We start from the raw sequence: 558 nt of genomic DNA on the forward strand, positions 1-558 counted from the left end.
GTGCTCGGCCTCGGCAATATCGGGCCGCTGGCCTCCAAGCCGGTGATGGAGGGCAAGGCCGTCCTGTTCAAGAAATTCGCCGGCATTGACGTCTTCGATATCGAGATCGACGCGCCGGAAATCGGGCGCATGGTCGAGACGGTGGCTGCGCTCGAGCCGACCTTCGGCGGCATCAATCTGGAGGACATCAAGGCGCCGGAATGCTTCGAGGTCGAGGAGCAGCTCAAGGCGCGGATGAAGATCCCGGTATTCCATGACGACCAGCACGGCACGGCGATCATCGTGGCGGCCGCGGTGCTCAACGGACTGGAATTCGCCGGCAAGAAGATCGAGGACATCAAGATCGTCACGTCGGGCGCCGGCGCGGCAGCCCTTGCCTGCCTCAATCTGCTCGTCTCGCTCGGTGCGAAGCTCGAGAACATCTGGGTCACCGACCGTTTCGGCGTCGCCTACAAGGGTAGGCTCGACGAGATGGACCGCTGGAAAGATCCTTACGTGAAGGACACCGAGGCGCGCACGCTGGCCGACGTGATTACCGGCGCCGACGTGTTCCTCGGC

The 558-nt window shown here is 63.4% G+C and carries 1 protein-coding gene; it reads left to right on the top strand.

Features of this window, described 5'->3' with window-relative positions; translation table 11 throughout:
• On the top strand, positions 1-558 hold a 558-nt coding region (locus tag G6N73_RS36220; RefSeq protein WP_281353040.1), incomplete at both ends, for a malic enzyme-like NAD(P)-binding protein.

The organism is Allomesorhizobium camelthorni, from assembly GCF_011045125.1.
Lineage (GTDB): Bacteria > Pseudomonadota > Alphaproteobacteria > Rhizobiales > Rhizobiaceae > Allomesorhizobium > Allomesorhizobium camelthorni.